This window comes from Halomonas sp. ISL-56, assembly GCF_018612805.1.
In the GTDB taxonomy this organism is placed as follows: Bacteria; Pseudomonadota; Gammaproteobacteria; order Pseudomonadales; family Halomonadaceae; genus Vreelandella.
The window spans coordinates 208,042-224,710 of the sequence record NZ_JAGGRO010000005.1; the positions used below are offsets into that span (position 1 = coordinate 208,042).

Here is a 16,669-nt window from a genome sequence, read left to right on the forward strand (position 1 = left end):
ATCCAGCTGAGCTACGGGCGCATACCTTCTAACATGCAATTGGCGGAGAGAGAGGGATTCGAACCCTCGATAGGGCTATAAACCCTATACTCCCTTAGCAGGGGAGCGCCTTCAGCCACTCGGCCACCTCTCCTCAACGGCACGGCGCGAATATTACCGATTTAGCCTTCTTGTGTCTAGTCCCCTACGGTTTTTTTTCGCACCGGCCATACCTTACCTATTAACTTACGCTTTAAGCATCGTTTCATCATGCAAGCCCGCAAGTCTTATTCCACTTCGTTTTCACTGTCTCTTTCACGCTGGATACGCTGGTAAATCTCTTCACGGTGAACTGCCACATCTTTCGGCGCATTAACGCCAATTCGTACTTGATTGCCTTTCACACCTAGAACGGTGACGGTGATTTCATCACCGATCATCAGGGTTTCGCCAACACGGCGAGTTAGGATGAGCATGGCTGATCTCCTTTTCAGACGTTTTATGCAACGGGATATGTCAGCCGGAGGCAACACCATGCCATTATGCGGCATAGTGCTGCCTGTCACCAATGACGCCGGCTCCATGACACCTTACAACCTCCCGTTGAAAGAAAGCTCACCACCACACGGCAGCAAGTACCTCTTCAGCGTAGAAGGTTTAAGGCATAAATGTTATTCAGATTCGATATCTGCCTTATCTAAACCAAAAGCTTTGTGTAATGCGTTAACGGCAAGCTCCATATGTTTCTCATCAATAACCACCGAGATTTTAATCTCAGAAGTGGAGACCATACGAATATTGACGTTTTCGTCGGCTAGCACGCGGAACATTTTCGACGCCACACCGGCATGAGAACGCATACCAACACCGACCAAAGAGACTTTAGCAATATTGTCGTCGCCGCGCAGCTCACCGCCGCCCAAATCAGGAATCACCGTCTCTTCAAGCAGCTTCTTAGTGGCCTTGTAGTCACCCTTGGCAACGGTAAAAGTAAAGTCGGTATAATCACCGGCAGGCGCCACGTTTTGCACGATCATATCAACTTCGATATTGGCATCGGCAATAGGGCCTAGGATGCGCGATGCAACACCAGGCACATCCGGGGTATTGAGCAGGGTTAATTTCGCTTCATTCTTGGTAAAGGCGATACCGGAGATCAGTGGTTCTTCCATAGCGTCCTCGTCTTTGTCTGCTTCTGCAACAATTAGGGTACCGGGGCCGTCTTCAAAGCTCGACAGCACCCGCAGGGGCACGTTGTATTTACCGGCAAACTCTACCGCGCGGATCTGCAACACTTTAGAGCCAAGACTGGCCAGCTCCAGCATTTCTTCCACGGTAATGCTGGTTAAGCGCTGAGCTTTTGAGCATACGCGGGGGTCGGTGGTATATACCCCGTCGACATCGGTGTAAATCTGGCACTCATCGGCGCCTAGCGCAGCGGCCAGGGCCACACCAGTGGTATCAGAGCCACCGCGACCTAGCGTGGTGATATTGCCGTCTTCGTCGACCCCTTGGAATCCGGCCACAACCACTACTTGTCCGGCTTCAAGGTCAGCTTTCAGGTCGTCAGTTTCGATGCGCTGGATACGCGCCTTGGTATAAGCGCTATCGGTATGAATACCTACCTGGGCGCCGGTGTGCGAAGTCGCTGGCACGCCGATTTGCTGAAGCGCCATGGCGAGCAGTGAAATAGTCACCTGCTCACCGGTCGACAGCAGCATATCCATCTCGCGCGGTGCCGGATCTTCGTTAAGCGCCTGGGCCATATCGGTAAGGCGGTTGGTTTCGCCGCTCATGGCGGAGACCACGACCACTACCTGATGGCCTTGATCGCGGAAACCCTTAACCTTTTCCGCTACGGCCTTGATACGCTCGACAGAGCCCACCGAAGTGCCGCCGAACTTCTGTACGTATAGTGCCATATGCCGTTTTTCCTATGCGTTCGGGAATGGAGGGTGAAAGTGTCGTAAGTGTTAGATAAATAATAAGGCCGATAGCAATAATGCCACCGGCCCAGGGGTTTAGCTAAGAACGTTTTCCAACCATGCTGGCACGCTCTTCAACGCATCCGGCAAGGCGTCGGGTTGACTACCTCCGGCTTGGGCCATATCGGGGCGGCCTCCACCCTTTCCGCCTACTTGAGAGGCGACATGGTTAACCAGCTCACCGGCTTTCACTCGGCCAGTCAGATCCTGGGTTACCCCAGCGATCAAACTTACCTTGCCCGCCGCTTGGTCGGCAACGCCAAGGATAATCACCCCAGAGCTTAACTTGTTCTTAAGCTGGTCAAGGACGCCGCGTAGATCTTTGCCAGACACGCCATCCAATTGCGTCGCCAACAGCTTAACCCCATTGATCTCCTGCACCTGGCTGAGCATATCGCTACCCGCAGCACTGGCTAGCTTGGCTTTGAGCTGTTCAAGCTCTTTTTCCAGGCTACGGTTGCGCTCAACCAGTGACTCTACCCGCGCTTCGACCTGCTCTGGCTTAGTCTTCAAACGTTCGCCAAGTCGCTCAAGGCGGGCTTCCTGCTCGCGGAAGTAGCTCAGCGCATTTTCACCTGTGATCGCTTCGATACGGCGCACACCGGAAGCAATGCCTACTTCGCTCATTACATGACAGCAGCCAATATCGCCGCTACGTGCCACGTGGGTACCGCCACATAACTCGATAGAGAAGTCGTCGGCACCAATGGTCAGCACGCGCACGTTGTCGGCGTATTTGGCCTCAAACAGTGCTGCTGCGCCCTTGGCCTTGGCTTGATCCAGGCTCATTTGCTCGATCTTGGTCGGCGCGTTAGCCAAAATCTGCTCATTGACCAGCCGCTCGACTTCCGCCAGTTGCTCGGCGGTCATCGGCTCGAAGTGGCTAAAATCGAAGCGCAGGCGCTCGGCGTTAACCAGCGAGCCTTTCTGCTGCACGTGATCACCCAGCACCATACGCAGCGCTTTGTGCAGCAGATGAGTGGCCGAGTGGTTACGGATGGTGGCGGTGCGCAGGCTGGCGTCTACTTCGCCGCGCACGCTGGCACCGACTCTTAGCGAGCCTTCAACCATTATGCCCTGGTGAAGATGATGCCCACTCTGTTTCTGGGTATCGGTGACCTGGAAACGGCCGCCGTCGACATACAGGTAGCCAGTATCGCCCACCTGGCCGCCCGACTCGCCGTAAAACGGCGTGCGGTCTAGTAACACGACACCCTTCTGCCCCGCTTCCAAGGCGGCCAATTCGTTGCCTTCGCTGTCGACCAGCGCCGTTACCTTGGCCTGATCTTCCAGGCGGTCATAACCGGTAAAGGCCGTCTCACCCTCCAGCTCGATGGAGGCGCTGTAGTCGGCGCCGAACTGGCTGGCTGCCCGTGCGCGTTCGCGCTGGGCCTCTAACGCCTGCTTAAAGCCCTCTTCGTCCAGGGTAACGCCACGCTCACGACAGACGTCAGCGGTGAGATCGAACGGGAAGCCGTAGGTGTCGTAAAGTTTGAACACGGTTTCACCCGGCAGTACTTTACCGTCCAACTCAGCCAAAGCCGCATTCAATAGCCCCATACCGTGATCCAGGGTGCGCGCGAACTGCTCTTCTTCTTTCAGCAGCACCCGAGCAATTTGATCGCTCGCTTCACGCAGCTCCGGATAGGCATCACCCATCTCAGCGTCCAGCGCCTCAACCAGCTTATGGAAGAACGGCTCCACCGCACCCAGCTTGTGGCCATGACGAATCGCGCGGCGAATGATCCGGCGTAGCACATAGCCACGCCCTTCGTTGGAAGGCAGCACGCCATCGGCAATCAGGAAGGCACAGGAGCGGATATGGTCGGCAATTACGCGCAGTGAGGGTGTAGCGGTATCCGGGTGACCCGTGGCTTTTGCCGCGGCCTGGAGCAGGTTTTGGAACAGGTCAATTTCGTAGTTGGAGTGCACGCCCTGCATGACAGCGGCGACCCGCTCGAGGCCCATACCGGTATCGATTGAGGGCTTGGGTAGCGGATTGAGCGTGCCGGCAGCATCGCGATCAAACTGCATAAATACCAGGTTCCAGATTTCGATATAGCGGTCGCCATCCTCTTCCGGACTGCCCGGCGGGCCACCCCAGACCTCTGGGCCGTGATCAAAGAAGATTTCCGAACTGGGGCCACAGGGGCCGGTATCGCCCATTTGCCAGAAATTATCTTCATCCAGCTTGGAGAAGCGCTCAGGATCGATACCGATCTCATCTTTCCAGATCCGTTCGGCTTCATCATCGCTGATATGCACCGTTACCCACAGCTTATCTTTAGGCAGACCCAGCGTTTCGGTCAGAAATACCCAGGCAAAGCGAATAGCGTCGCGCTTAAAGTAGTCACCAAAGCTGAAGTTACCCAGCATCTCAAAGAAAGTGTGGTGACGCGCGGTATAGCCGACATTGTCCAAGTCGTTATGCTTTCCGCCCGCACGTACGCAGCGCTGCGCAGAAGTGGCGCGCACGTAAGGGCGCGGGTCGCGGCCTAAAAACACATCTTTAAACGGCACCATGCCGGCATTGGTAAACAGCAGCGTCGGGTCGTTGCCCGGCACTAAGGAGCTGGTGGGTACAATGGTATGCCCCTGCTCTTCGAAGAAGGTGAGAAAGGCCTGTCTAATCTCTGCGCTTTTCATAGGGTATCCGTAACAAGAAAGCGTGATGTCCCAGGGCGCTGTTGCCGCTACCCTCAGGGGTCGCAAAGCAGCCATTATAGCGCAGTTGTCAAACGACTAAAGCCGCACTTAGTGGCAGAAAGGCAAACAGCTAGCAACAGAAGCGCAACAACTACGTGAACAACCAGATAGACAAGCGTATTAGAGCGCTACTAGAAATGTAAGAGGGGAGCGTTTCACAGGCTGGAGAAAACCTATTAAAGACAGGAGAGCGCGTAGCGAATTTGCTCAAAATCAAAGCCGCGGTTGGCGAGAAAGCGCTCGCGACGAGCGCGCTCTTTAGGTGTCTCGCCGGGATTATCAAAGCGGCGCGCCAGGGTTTCCCGGGCTAATTCGAACCAGTCGACCTGTTCGCCCTTCTCTACCTCTTCAAAAGCGCTCTTAAGGGTTTCCTGGTCAACACCACGCTGGCGTAACTCGCCTTTAATGCGGATAACGCCCTGCCCGCGCAGAATGCGCGAGCGGACGAAACTGGCTGCAAAGCGAGCGTCAGACTGCAGCCCTTGCTCAACCAGCGCATCAAGACACTCATCAATAGCGTCGTCGTCGAAGGCTTTTTTCTTTAGCCGCTGGGCAAGCTCGGTGCGGGAGTATTCGCGCCGAGCGAGTAAGCCAATAGCAATATCACGGGGCGTGGCATCACGCTGGGAGGTGAATGCCATCAGCTTGCTTTAGACAAAATCAGCTTAGACAGAATCCGCTTGGCTAAAATCGTCTTAAAGCAGATCGTCATCACCCGCATCCAACTCTGCCGCTGCTTCGGCAGGCGCGTCGTCCTTTTCCTTTTTAGGATCGGGCTTGGCCAGGAGCTGCTCACGAATCTGCGTTTCGATTTCGAGCATGATGTCCGGGTGCTCTTCAAGGTAGAGCGCTGAGTTCGCCTTGCCCTGGCCGATTTTCTTACCTTTATAGCTGTACCAAGCACCGGCTTTGTCGACCAGGTTGCACTGCACACCCAAATCAATGACCTCACCGGCGTGGTAGATACCCTTGCCATAAAGAATCTGGAATTCAGCCTGACGGAACGGTGGCGCCACCTTATTTTTAACCACTTTTACGCGGGTTTCGTTACCAGTGACTTCATCGCCCACTTTCACCGAGCCGGTACGACGAATGTCTAGACGCACGCTGGCGTAGAATTTCAGCGCGTTACCGCCGGTAGTGGTTTCAGGGCTACCAAACATAACGCCGATCTTCATGCGGATCTGGTTGATGAAAATCACCAGGCAGTTAGCGTTTTTGATATTACCGGTGATTTTACGCAGCGCCTGAGACATCAAACGCGCCTGCAGGCCGACGTGAGAATCACCCATTTCGCCTTCGATTTCAGCGCGCGGGGTCAACGCAGCGACCGAGTCGATAACAATCACGTCGACACCGCCAGAGCGTACCAGCATGTCGGTAATTTCCAGCGCCTGCTCGCCGGTGTCCGGCTGGGAAACCAACAGGTCATCCAGGTTAACGCCCAGCTTTTCTGCGTAGCTGGGGTCGAGAGCGTGCTCGGCATCCACGAAGGCACACACTTTGCCCTGCTTTTGCGCCTGGGCAATCACCGAAAGGGTCAGGGTGGTTTTACCCGACGACTCTGGGCCAAAGATTTCGCACACCCGGCCAAACGGCAGGCCGCCGATGCCGAGGGCGATATCCAGACCCAATGAACCGGTGGAAACCGACGGCATGACGACACGCGGCGCGTCGCCGAGACGCATAACGGTGCCCTTGCCGAACTGACGATCGATTTGGGTGAGTGCAGCGTTTAGCGCTTTAGTGCGGTTGTCATCCTGAGCCATTCAGAGATTCCTCATAACAAGCTGTATAATTAGCCAGTAGTATGCCAAAGATTGGGCCGTAAACAAATCCTTGATCGCGCTTTCTCACATCTATTTTCTTAAGCGCTTTTTTTTCATAAGGATCTTTTGCTTATTTCATAAAGCTCTTCTGCTTATTTCATCAGATTTTTACGACTGGTTTGTCTTGCTCGTCTTCTCGCGCTCATTTAGCCGTGCCACCAGCCCTACCAAGGCTTGGCGTACGGCCTGCTCGCGCACCGACGGGCGGTCACCAGGAAAGTGAAAACACTCGGCCTCCTGAGCAGCAGCATCTCCCCAGGCCAGCCAAACCGTCCCCACGGGTTTCTCAGCGCTGCCGCCATCCGGCCCGGCCACACCGCTAACGGCAACGGCCAAGCCCGCGCCACTTTCACGGCAGGCGCCCGCCACCATGGCATTAACCACCGCTTCGCTTACCGCGCCATATTCGGCCAGTGTGGCTTCAGGCACCCCTAATAAGCGCGTTTTGGCGGCATTCGCATAGGTGACATAGCCAGTCGTAAAATAAGCAGAGCTACCCGCCACCCCGGTAATGGCGCTGGCAATACCGCCCCCGGTGCATGATTCAGCAGCCGTCACTTCCACATCCAACTGCTTACAAAGCCGCCCCAGCCGCTGAGCCAATAGGGTTAAATCAAGGTTTTTCAGGCTTGTTTCGCTGGGCACTATCGTCGCTCCTTCAAGTGAGTCGTCTGTTCAGCGTAGAATACTGCGTTTAGCTTTCCCAAAGAACTGGCTTAAAGAAACCGCTCAAAGAACTGGCTCAACGAACACGCCGTAAGCCGAAATGGCTTGCGCTACGCTCAATCAGGACGCCCATGTCACAGGCTATTCCCCCCAACACGCCAATGATCACCCAGTATTTAAAGATCAAACGCGAACACCCCGAGGTATTGCTGTTTTACCGCATGGGTGATTTTTACGAACTTTTTTTCGACGATGCCAAGCGCGCCGCCGCGCTGCTGGATATTACCCTTACCCAGCGTGGCCAGTCGGGGGGTAAGCCGATCCCCATGGCGGGCGTCCCCTACCACAGCGCTGAGGGCTATCTGGCCCGTCTAGTCGCTGGCGGCGAGTCAGTGGCTATTTGCGAACAGATTGGCGACCCCGCTACCAGCAAAGGCCCCGTTGATCGTCAGGTGGTGCGTATCGTCACCCCCGGCACGCTCCACGATGAAGCGCTGCTTGATGCCCGCCGCGACAACGTCTTGGTCTCCGTCTCCCCCGGAAGAGAGAGCTGGGGCCTTGCCTGGCTTGAGCTGTCCAGTGGTCGTTTCAACGTGCTGGAAGTTGAGAGCGAAGCCGAAATGCTCGCCGAGCTCACGCGCCTCTCCCCCGCTGAGTTGCTGGTGCCCGAAAGCCTGACGCTACCCGATGCCTGGTCACAAAAACGCAGCCTGCGCCGTCAGGGCGAGTGGCTGTTTGACCTGGAAAGCGCCACCCGCAGCTTATGCGACCAGTTTGAAGTGCAGGATTTACGCGGCTTTGGCTGTGCGCACTTAACCACCGCTTTGATTGCTGCCGGGGTGCTGATTGATTACGCCCGGGACACCCAGCGCTCACGCCTACCCCACGTGACCGCCATCAGTGTTGAGAACCGCGACGACGCGGTGGTGATTGACGCCGCCAGCCGCCGTAATTTGGAAATCGATATCAATCTTGGCGGCAGTAGTGATAACACCCTGGCCAGCGTGCTGGATACCTGTACCACCGCCATGGGCTCGCGACTACTAAAGCGCTGGCTTAATCGTCCGCTGCGCCAACGTGAAATAGTCCAAAACCGCCATGCGGGCGTCGCCTTGCTCAGCCTTGATGCCGCTTATATGGCACTACGCGAGACGCTAAGCGATGTAGGCGATGTGGAGCGCATTCTGGCCCGGGTAGCGCTGTATAGCGCTCGCCCCCGGGATTTGGCTCGCCTGCGCGATGCACTGGTAACGCTGCCTGAACTGGAGCAACAGCTCAGCGAGATAGAAAGCGGCAGCGCCTTGGATAACCTGCGCCCACATATTCGCCCCTACCCGGAAATGGCCGATATGCTCAGCCGCGCGCTGGAGGAGAATCCACCGGTGGTGATTCGCGACGGCGGTGTGATTGCCGACGGTTTTGATGCCGAACTCGATGAGCACCGCGGCATGGCCGAGAACGCCGGTGACTATCTTATTCAGCTCGAAATTCGCGAACGAGAACGTACCGGTTTAGCTAATCTCAAAGTCGGCTACAACCGCGTACACGGCTATTTCATTGAACTGCCGCGCTCACAAGCGCAGCAGGCACCCGCCGACTATATCCGCCGCCAAACGCTGAAAAACGCCGAGCGGTTTATTATTCCCGAACTCAAAGAGTTTGAAGATAAGGCGTTGTCCGCCAAGTCCAGAGCGCTCACCCGTGAAAAATGGCTTTACGATCGCCTGCTTGGCGACCTTAACAATAGCCTTCACGCGCTACAAAGCACCTCGCAAGCGCTAGCCGAGCTGGATGTGCTGTGTGCCTTCGCCGAACGCGCCGAAGCCCTGAGCTGGGTGCGTCCGACGCTGAGTGAAAACACCGGCATTCAAATTGAGGCGGGACGCCACCCGGTAGTCGAGCAGGTCAGCGAAACGCCGTTTGTGCCCAACGATGTAACCCTCAACCCTGACCGGCATATGCTGATCATTACCGGCCCTAACATGGGCGGTAAATCGACCTATATGCGTCAGACGGCGCTTATCGCTCTGCTGGCCCACTGCGGTAGCTTTGTGCCCGCCGATGCCGCCGAGATCGGCCCGCTGGATCGGATCTTTACCCGTATTGGCTCATCGGATGACTTGGCGGGCGGCCGCTCTACCTTTATGGTCGAAATGACCGAAACCGCTAATATTCTCCACAACGCTACCCAGCAAAGCCTCATTCTGATGGATGAAATTGGCCGTGGCACCAGCACCTTTGACGGTTTATCGCTGGCCTGGGCGAGTGCGGAACACTTGGCGAAAGGTCGCGCGCTAACCCTGTTTGCCACCCACTACTTTGAAATGACCGCCCTGCCTGAACAGATGGAAGGGGTGGCCAATATCCACCTAACAGCGACCGAGCATGGCGATAGCATCGTGTTTATGCACCGCATTGAGGCAGGCCCGGCAAGCCAAAGTTACGGCTTACAGGTGGCGCAGCTAGCAGGCGTGCCTAACCATGTAATTAAGCGTGCCCGCGAAAAGCTGGTGAGCCTGGAGCAGCGCGATGTAGATAACACGGCGCAGGCGCCACGAACCGCCCCACAGCAAAACGATCTATTCGCCGCCGCGCCGCATCCGGTGGTCGAGGCGTTGGAAAATGTTGATATGGACGGTTTAACACCGCGGGAAGCACTTGCACTGTTGTATCAGTGGCGAGACCTGATCTAATGGTGCTGATAACTTGGCAGGCCATAAGTGAGCGTTTAGTGCCAGTGCAGGTTGGAGCGAAGCTCTTTCGACAGGGCCGTCAAAAGTAGCCGCCCACGAACGGATTCACAGCGCCCTCGCGGAAACCTGTAGTGGCATTGCTACCCACAGAGATAGCTCAGGAATCATATGGCGCTTGCCGCAGGGTAAGCGCACCTCTAGAATGTCGCTCAAACTTTTAGCTTATAAAAAACGGCTGATTTATAACCATTCACGATTGACCATGGCTGGGCGTGCCCCGGCCCTGCAAGAGGGATAGCAAGATGACGTTTGTCGTTACCGAGAACTGCATCCAGTGCAAATACACCGACTGTGTGGAAGTCTGCCCGGTCGACTGTTTCTACGAGGGCCCGAACTTCCTGGTCATTCATCCTGACGAGTGTATCGACTGCGCGCTGTGCGAGCCCGAGTGCCCCGCCGAAGCGATATTCTCCGAGGATGAGCTGCCGGATGGGCAGGAGGCCTTTATCGAGATTAACGCAGAAATGGCCGAAGTATGGCCCAATATTGCCGAGCGTAAAGATCCGCTGCCGGACGCCGAAGAGTGGGACGGCAAACCTGGTAAGCTTGAGAAATTAGAGCGCTAAGGCTAATCACTAATCAGCGTTTCTCTTTAAAACCAGCGACCGCGCTGGTTTTTTTATGGCTTGCCAAACTTGCACTGGTAAATTTCAGGCAAAAAAAAGGCGGCCCGTAGGCCGCCCGCTCCAAGCACTTCCTCTGACCACTCCCTGGATCAACCTCCTCAGATGACATCCTTGCCGGGACTTACCTCACTGTATCACCCGGCGCATCTGACCTACATCCCGCTGCATCCTGACTGAAGCGTCCTTGCCTCCCCTTGTCCTGTACCTATTGTGTCAGATCACACCAGCTTCTCAACAAAGCCAAAATGCAAAAAGGCGAGTCGCAGCGACTCGCCTTTTTTCAAAAAAACATATTAAAAACAAACGATTAAATTTAAATTAGTGAAAAAATAGGCAATTTCTTACCCAAATCGAGCGATTTTCGTCGGCATTTGTAAGATATCTCTTACAAAATCTTGAGACATCTCTTACAAGACCCGCTAAAAAATCGCTCGAAATTGACGTTTTACTGCCCCTTAATGGCTTTCAGCCCAGGATAAGTCACATCACCCAGCTCCGCTTCAATCACCAGCAAACGGTTGTACTTGGCAACCCGATCAGAGCGGCACAGCGAACCCGTTTTGATCTGCCCGGCACAGGTGCCCACGGCCAAATCGGCAATGGTGGTGTCTTCGGTTTCACCAGAGCGGTGTGAAATAACCGCGGTAAAGCCCGCATCCTGGGCCATTTTGATGGCATCCAGCGTCTCGGAAAGCGAGCCGATCTGGTTGAACTTGATCAAAATAGAGTTACCGATCTGCTCATCGATACCACGCTTGAGAATCTTGGTATTAGTGACAAAAAGGTCATCGCCCACCAGCTGTACTTTATCGCCCAGCTTATCCGTCAGCGCTTTCCAGCCCGCCCAATCCGATTCATCCATGCCGTCTTCGATGGACACGATCGGATAATCGGCGCACAGGCCTGCCAGGTAATCAGTAAAGCCCTGGGCATCGTAGCTTTTGCCTTCACCGGAAAGGTTGTACTGGCCGTCTTTATAGAACTCAGACGAAGCACAATCCAGCGCCAGGGTAACGTCTTTACCCAAGGCGTAACCTGCATCAGCAACGGCCTGCTTAATCACCGCTAGCGCATCGGCGTTCGATGCCAGGTTAGGTGCAAAGCCGCCCTCGTCGCCAACGGAGGTGGAGAGGCCTTTCGCCGAGAGCACTTTCTTCAGCGAGTGGAAAATTTCCGCGCCCATACGCAGCCCTTCGCGGAAATTAGCCGCGCCCACCGGCTGCACCATAAACTCTTGGATATCGACATTGTTATCCGCGTGCTCGCCGCCGTTGATGATGTTCATCATCGGCACCGGCATGCTGTACTGGCCCGGCTGGCCGTAGAGCTCAGCAATATGGGCATACAGAGGCACGCCTTTAGCGTTAGCGGCAGCTTTAGCGGCTGCCAGAGAAACCGCTAGAATCGCATTAGCGCCCAGGTTCGCCTTGTTCTCGGTGCCGTCCAGTGCCAGCATGGCATCGTCCAGGCCGCGCTGGTCGCGTGCATCCATCCCTATCAACGCATCACGAATCTTGCCGTTGACCGCTTCGACTGCTTTCAGCACGCCTTTACCCAGATAGCGCGACTTATCGCCGTCACGCAGCTCTAATGCTTCCCGAGAGCCGGTTGAGGCACCGCTGGGGGCACAGGCTTCGCCGACAGCACCACTGGCAAGGCGTACGTGCGCTTGCACGGTCGGGTTTCCACGCGAATCCAGCACTTCCAACGCACTGATAGCAACAATTTTGGTCATGGCAGTATCCTTCCTGTTCGTTAGATAAAATTATTAATATAGCGACCTGATTAGCCAAACACAGCGTAGCGAAACACTGATCGGCCCAAAGAGTAACTAGCGAATCGTTAGCGGCTCAAACCCTTTAACCAGCGCATCCAGCTGGACTAGCTGGGTCAAAAACGGCTCTAGCTGATCCAGTGGCAGTGCACAGGGGCCATCGCACTTGGCGTTATCAGGATCAGGATGAGCCTCTAAAAATAGCCCTGCAAGGCCGACAGCCACACCCGCGCGGGCCAATTCGGCCACCTGGGCTCTGCGTCCGTCAGCGCTGTCGGCACGCCCACCAGGGCGCTGCAGCGCATGGGTGACATCAAAAACCACCGGGTAGCCGGTTTGCTTCATATCACCGAAACCGAGCATATCAACAATCAGGTTGTTGTAACCAAAGCTTGAGCCACGCTCACAAAGCATTAGCTGGTCGTTACCTGCCTCCTGAAACTTGCTGAGGATATGGCGCATTTCATGGGGCGCCAAAAACTGCGGCTTTTTGATATTGATGACCGCACCGGTTTTGGCCATGGCAACCACCAAATCGGTTTGGCGAGCCAAAAAAGCGGGCAATTGGATAATATCGGCGACTTCAGCGGCCGCTTCCGCCTGCCAGGGCTCGTGCACATCGGTGATAATGGGTACGTTGTGGCGGGCTTTTATATCGGCCAGGATCTGCAGGCCTTTCTCAAGTCCCGGGCCCCGGTAGGAGTTGATTGAGCTGCGGTTGGCTTTATCAAAGCTAGCCTTGAAAACGTAGGGCATGCCCAGCTTCTGGGTCACCGTCACGTAAGCTTGGGCGACTTCGTCGGCAAGCTCGGCAGACTCCAGCACGTTCATGCCGCCCAGCAGCATTAGTGGCAAGGAATTGCCGGCGGTTAAGCCGGCAACGTTAATATGACGCTCTTGTGATCTATCTTGAGATCGTTCTTGAGAAGCCATGCTTTTGCCCTCTTATTCTTGCGCATTCGCCTGGGCGCGACTGCGCGCTGTCTTGTGCTCCAACGCCGCATTCACAAAGCCCGAGAAAAGCGGATGACCGTCACGCGGAGTAGACGTGAACTCCGGGTGGAACTGGCAGGCTACATACCAAGGGTGGTCAGCAAGCTCAATGACCTCAACCAGCGACTGGTCGACACTCTTGCCGGAGATAACCAAACCCGCCTCTTCAAGCTCATCAATAAACTGGTTATTGACCTCAAAACGGTGGCGATGACGCTCAACAATCTCATCCGAACCGTAGGCTTCGCGCGCCTTGGTGCCCGATGCCAAATGGCACACCTGACCACCTAAACGCATGGTGCCACCTAAATCAGACGCCGCATCACGCAGCTCGACTTTGCCTTCTGGGCTTAGCCATTCGGTGATCAAACCGACTACCGGGTGCTGGGTATCGTGGGTGAACTCGGTAGAGTTGGCATCACTCCAGCCTGCCACGTTGCGGGCAAACTCAATCACCGCTACTTGCATACCCAGGCAAATACCCAGATATGGCACGTTATTTTCGCGCGCAAACTGAGCAGCGAGAATCTTGCCTTCTACGCCACGCTCGCCAAAGCCCCCGGGCACCAATATGGCGTCTTTACCCGCAAGTCGTTCAGTGCCGTGGTGCTCAATGTCTTCAGAATCAATATAGTCGACGTTGACCTTGATGCGGCCTTGGATGCCAGCGTGAATCAGTGCTTCATTAAGCGACTTATAGGCATCCAGTAGCTCCATGTATTTACCCACCATGGCGATGCTAACGGACTTGAGCGGGTTGAGCTTAGCGTCTAGTACCTTCACCCACTCGGAGAGATCGGCTTCAGGCGCTTCAAGGCGCAGCTTATCGCAAACGATCTCGTCTAAGCCGTGCTCGTGGAGCATCAGCGGGATGCGATAAATCGTATCGGCATCCTGAAGCGGTACCACCGCACGCTCTTCTACGTTGGTGAACAGCGCAATTTTGCGCCGCTCGCTCTCTTCCAGCTCCACTTCGCTGCGGCAAATCAGAATATCCGGCTGGATACCAATCGAACGCAGCTCTTTAACGCTGTGCTGGGTCGGTTTGGTTTTGGTCTCACCCGCCGTTTTAATGTAGGGCACCAGGGTCAGGTGCATAAACAGCGCGCGGTTGGCGCCCTGCTCACTACGGATTTGGCGGATTGATTCCAGGAACGGTAGCGATTCGATATCGCCGACCGTGCCGCCAATTTCCACCAGCGCCACGTCAAAGCCTTCACCGCCCGCGTAAACGCGCTCTTTAATCTCGTCGGTGATATGCGGAATGACCTGAACGGTGCCGCCTAGGTAGTCGCCACGGCGCTCTTTACGCAGTACGTTCTCGTAGACACGACCAGTCGTAAAGTTGTTGCGCTGGGTCATTTTGGTGCGAATAAAGCGCTCGTAATGCCCGAGATCAAGGTCGGTTTCGGCGCCATCTTCGGTGACGAACACCTCACCGTGCTGGAAGGGGCTCATGGTGCCCGGATCCACATTGATGTACGGGTCGAGCTTGAGCATGGTGACCTTAAGGCCACGGGCCTCTAAAATCGCCGCCAGCGAGGCGGAGGCGATGCCCTTGCCAAGAGAGGACACAACGCCGCCGGTCACGAAGATATATCGTGTCATGGATAACCTGTCGAATCATGATCAGAAGGCACGGCAGAAAGCCACGCCAGGATGGGTCGACAGACTAGCAGATTACGACCTAAGGCTCAATTTGAACTGAGCAGCCAAAATCTACTCACTGAATCACACTTGTGCCGCCGCCCCAGCGATAGGTCTCCGCGAGGGCGCTGTGAACCCCTCCCTGGGCGATACTTTTGTCATCTGACCGCCATGGACGGCGGAAATGCCGGAATTGTATGGAACGTTATTCCGGCCATGACAAAAGACCCTGGCTACGACCTATCCCTGGCGCTGTTCTATGCGTCAGACACGCGCTATACGCCCAGGTAATCCAGAATACCTTCCGCGGCCTGACGACCTTCATAAATCGCCGTAACCACCAAGTCAGAGCCGCGCACCATATCGCCGCCGGCAAAGATTTTTTCGTTGCTGGTTTGAAAGGCGTACTGGCCGTGCTCCGGCGCAGTGACCCGGTCGCGTTCGTCGACCTGAATGTTGGCGCTATCGAACCAGGGCGCGGGGCTGGCCTGGAAACCGAAGGCGATGACCACAGCGTCCGCCGCAATGATCTCTTCCGAGCCAGGGACTACTTCAGGACGCTGACGGCCGTTTTCGTCCGGCTCGCCCAAGCGCGTGCGCACAACCTTCACGCCCTCAACCTTGCCTTCACCCACGACCGCGACCGGCTGACGGTTGAACAAGAACTCAACACCCTCTTCACGGGCATTAGCGACTTCACGGCGCGACCCCGGCATATTGCCTTCATCACGACGGTAGGCACAGGTGACGCTGGTGGCGTTTTGACGAATCGAGGTACGGTTACAATCCATCGCCGTATCACCACCGCCCAGCACGACCACGCGCTTGCCTTCCATGGAGATATAGTCGCTAGGGTCTTTTTCAAAGCCCAGGCAACGGTTGACGTTGGCAATCAGAAAGTCGAGGGCCTTGTACACGCCGGGCAGGTCTTCACCGGGGAAGCCGCCTTCCATGTACTTATAAGTCCCCATACCCAGGAAGACCGCGTCGTACTCCTGCATCAGGGTCTCAAATTCGATATCGGTGCCGATTTCGGTGTTAAGACGGAACTCTACGCCCATCTCTTCAAATACCGCCCGACGGCGTTCCATCACGCTCTTTTCCAGCTTGAACTCGGGAATACCGAAAGTCAGCAGGCCGCCAATTTCTGGGTACTTGTCGAACACCACCGGCTTAACGCCGTTACGGGCCAGGATATCCGCACAGCCCAAGCCCGCCGGGCCTGCGCCGATAATGGCAACTTTTTTGTCCGTCCAGGTAACGTGGGACATATCCGGCCGCCAGCCCATGGCAAACGCCGTATCGGTGATGTACTTCTCCACCGAGCCAATGGTCACCGCACCAAAACCGTCATTGAGCGTACAGTCGCCTTCACACAGGCGATCCTGGGGGCACACGCGGCCACACACTTCGGGCAGCGAGTTGGTTTTGTGCGACAGTTCGGCGGCTTCAATAATGTTGCCTTCCACCACTAGCTGCAGCCAGTTGGGAATATAGTTGTGTACCGGGCACTTCCACTCGCAGTAAGGGTTACCGCAATGCAGACAGCGGTGCGCCTGGCTGGCCGCGTCAGATGGCTTGAACGGCTCGTAAATTTCCGCAAACTCTTTGGCACGGGCGCGGGCGTCTTTCTTTTGTGGGTCTTTACGACCCACATCAACAAACTGAAAATCGTTATTTAAACGGTTAGCCATGATCTCTCTCCTGTCAG

12 protein-coding genes and 1 tRNA gene are annotated in these 16,669 nt (G+C 55.7%); 2 read left to right on the plus strand and 11 right to left on the minus strand.

Going from position 1 to position 16,669, the window contains the following annotated elements:
• Positions 1 to 40: 40 nt before the first annotated feature.
• The 7 genes from J7J49_RS04575 to J7J49_RS04605 form a co-directional block, all read right to left on the minus strand.
• A tRNA-Ser gene (locus J7J49_RS04575) sits at positions 41 to 133 on the minus strand.
• Positions 134 to 266: 133 nt separating this feature from the next.
• Positions 267 to 455 carry a carbon storage regulator CsrA gene (gene csrA, locus J7J49_RS04580; RefSeq protein ID WP_035576792.1) on the minus strand — a complete coding sequence of 63 codons (189 nt, stop codon included), beginning with the start codon at positions 453 to 455 and terminating at the stop codon, positions 267 to 269.
• A 195-nt stretch (positions 456 to 650) separates the two neighbouring features.
• Positions 651 to 1,901, minus strand: coding sequence for an aspartate kinase (locus tag J7J49_RS04585; protein ID WP_064235830.1), 1,251 nt, complete (start codon positions 1,899 to 1,901; stop codon positions 651 to 653).
• Positions 1,902 to 2,000: 99 nt separating this feature from the next.
• On the minus strand, positions 2,001 to 4,610 hold the full coding sequence (alaS, locus tag J7J49_RS04590) for an alanine--tRNA ligase (protein ID WP_215090547.1): 2,610 nt from the start codon (positions 4,608 to 4,610) through the stop codon (positions 2,001 to 2,003).
• Between the two features lie 236 nt (positions 4,611 to 4,846).
• A complete protein-coding gene (locus J7J49_RS04595) occupies positions 4,847 to 5,311 on the minus strand; it encodes a regulatory protein RecX (protein ID WP_215090549.1) in 465 nt (154 codons plus the stop codon).
• Positions 5,312 to 5,365: 54 nt separating this feature from the next.
• On the minus strand, positions 5,366 to 6,439 hold the full coding sequence (gene recA / locus J7J49_RS04600) for a recombinase RecA (protein ID WP_071695442.1): 1,074 nt from the start codon (positions 6,437 to 6,439) through the stop codon (positions 5,366 to 5,368).
• A gap of 168 nt (positions 6,440 to 6,607) precedes the next feature.
• Positions 6,608 to 7,147: a CinA family protein gene (locus J7J49_RS04605; protein WP_215090765.1), complete on the minus strand. Its 540-nt coding sequence runs from the start codon at positions 7,145 to 7,147 to the stop codon at positions 6,608 to 6,610.
• 149 nt (positions 7,148 to 7,296) lie between these two features.
• Here J7J49_RS04605 and mutS point away from each other — a divergent pair, with 149 nt between their 5' ends.
• On the plus strand, positions 7,297 to 9,858 hold the full coding sequence (gene mutS, locus J7J49_RS04610; RefSeq protein ID WP_215090551.1) for a DNA mismatch repair protein MutS: 2,562 nt from the start codon (positions 7,297 to 7,299) through the stop codon (positions 9,856 to 9,858).
• Positions 9,859 to 10,160: 302 nt separating this feature from the next.
• Complete coding sequence (gene fdxA / locus J7J49_RS04615) at positions 10,161 to 10,484, plus strand: ferredoxin FdxA (protein WP_007111508.1); 324 nt, start codon at positions 10,161 to 10,163, stop codon at positions 10,482 to 10,484.
• Positions 10,485 to 10,989: 505 nt separating this feature from the next.
• Here fdxA and eno read toward each other — a convergent pair.
• The 4 genes from eno to J7J49_RS04635 form a co-directional block, all read right to left on the minus strand.
• Positions 10,990 to 12,279, minus strand: a complete 1,290-nt coding sequence (gene eno / locus J7J49_RS04620; protein WP_215090553.1) for a phosphopyruvate hydratase — start codon at positions 12,277 to 12,279, stop codon at positions 10,990 to 10,992.
• 96 nt (positions 12,280 to 12,375) lie between these two features.
• A complete protein-coding gene (gene kdsA / locus J7J49_RS04625; RefSeq protein ID WP_215090555.1) occupies positions 12,376 to 13,251 on the minus strand; it encodes a 3-deoxy-8-phosphooctulonate synthase in 876 nt (291 codons plus the stop codon).
• A 12-nt stretch (positions 13,252 to 13,263) separates the two neighbouring features.
• Positions 13,264 to 14,919: a CTP synthase gene (gene pyrG, locus J7J49_RS04630; RefSeq protein WP_215090557.1), complete on the minus strand. Its 1,656-nt coding sequence runs from the start codon at positions 14,917 to 14,919 to the stop codon at positions 13,264 to 13,266.
• Between the two features lie 314 nt (positions 14,920 to 15,233).
• Complete coding sequence (locus tag J7J49_RS04635; RefSeq protein WP_215090559.1) at positions 15,234 to 16,652, minus strand: glutamate synthase small subunit GltD family protein; 1,419 nt, start codon at positions 16,650 to 16,652, stop codon at positions 15,234 to 15,236.
• Positions 16,653 to 16,669: the final 17 nt, after the last annotated feature.